Here is a 559-nt window from a genome sequence, read left to right as displayed (position 1 = left end):
AATTACGTTGCAAGTGGCCATAAATCCAATCGTTGCCGTTAGCATCTCTGATTTCCACTGTACCTCCAAAATTGCCATGTGTTTCAGAAGTGACTACTGTACCGCTAGTTACCGCAGGGATGTCGTTAGTTGCATTAGAATACAAATCAAATGCTCTGTGGTAACCATTACAAAACGAATCATAATTAATTCCATTTTCTTGATAATTTCTATATCCATAATTTTTAGGATAGTTATCATAAGTGCGTGGGTCGGATGAAATCTTCCAACCTTTTTTAGTAAGATAATCGATAGCAGTTAGCATTCTATTTCAATCCTTTCTCTTTTAAATACTTTTCTTGGTCACGCGCTGATTTTTTAATAATAAATGTATTCTTCCATACACCATATGATACTAATGCGAGGGGTAATCCAGTATTGATCACATTAATCCATGCATCTACTTTTTGAGGATTAATCCATTCCGCGCTGATTCCACTTGTGTTTAGTGCAAGATATAAAGCGCCAAGAAAACCACCGATTAAGCCGATGAATTGTTTGATTTTATCTTCCATTTAAT

2 protein-coding genes are annotated in these 559 nt (G+C 35.4%); both read right to left on the bottom strand.

Translation table 11 applies throughout. The annotated features are described in order from the left end of the window. A partial coding sequence (locus HMPREF3270_RS14420) for a M23 family metallopeptidase (protein WP_141763131.1) occupies positions 1 to 304 on the bottom strand: 304 nt, incomplete at its 3' end. Between the two features lies 1 nt (position 305). Continuing rightward, positions 306 to 554, bottom strand: coding sequence for a phage holin (locus tag HMPREF3270_RS14415; protein ID WP_070626834.1), 249 nt, complete (start codon positions 552 to 554; stop codon positions 306 to 308). Positions 555 to 559: the final 5 nt, after the last annotated feature.

The sequence above is a fragment of the Staphylococcus sp. HMSC65H10 genome (assembly GCF_001839185.1).
Taxonomy (GTDB): domain Bacteria; phylum Bacillota; class Bacilli; order Staphylococcales; family Staphylococcaceae; genus Staphylococcus; species Staphylococcus simulans.
The sequence above is the reverse complement of the archived record's forward strand: the minus strand, read 5'-3'. Positions and strand labels throughout refer to the sequence as shown.

Coding starts and splice junctions, on each gene's coding strand:
- HMPREF3270_RS14415 (WP_070626834.1), bottom strand. CDS start 554: ATGGAAGATAAAATCAAACAATTCATCGGCTTAATCGGTGGTTTTCTT.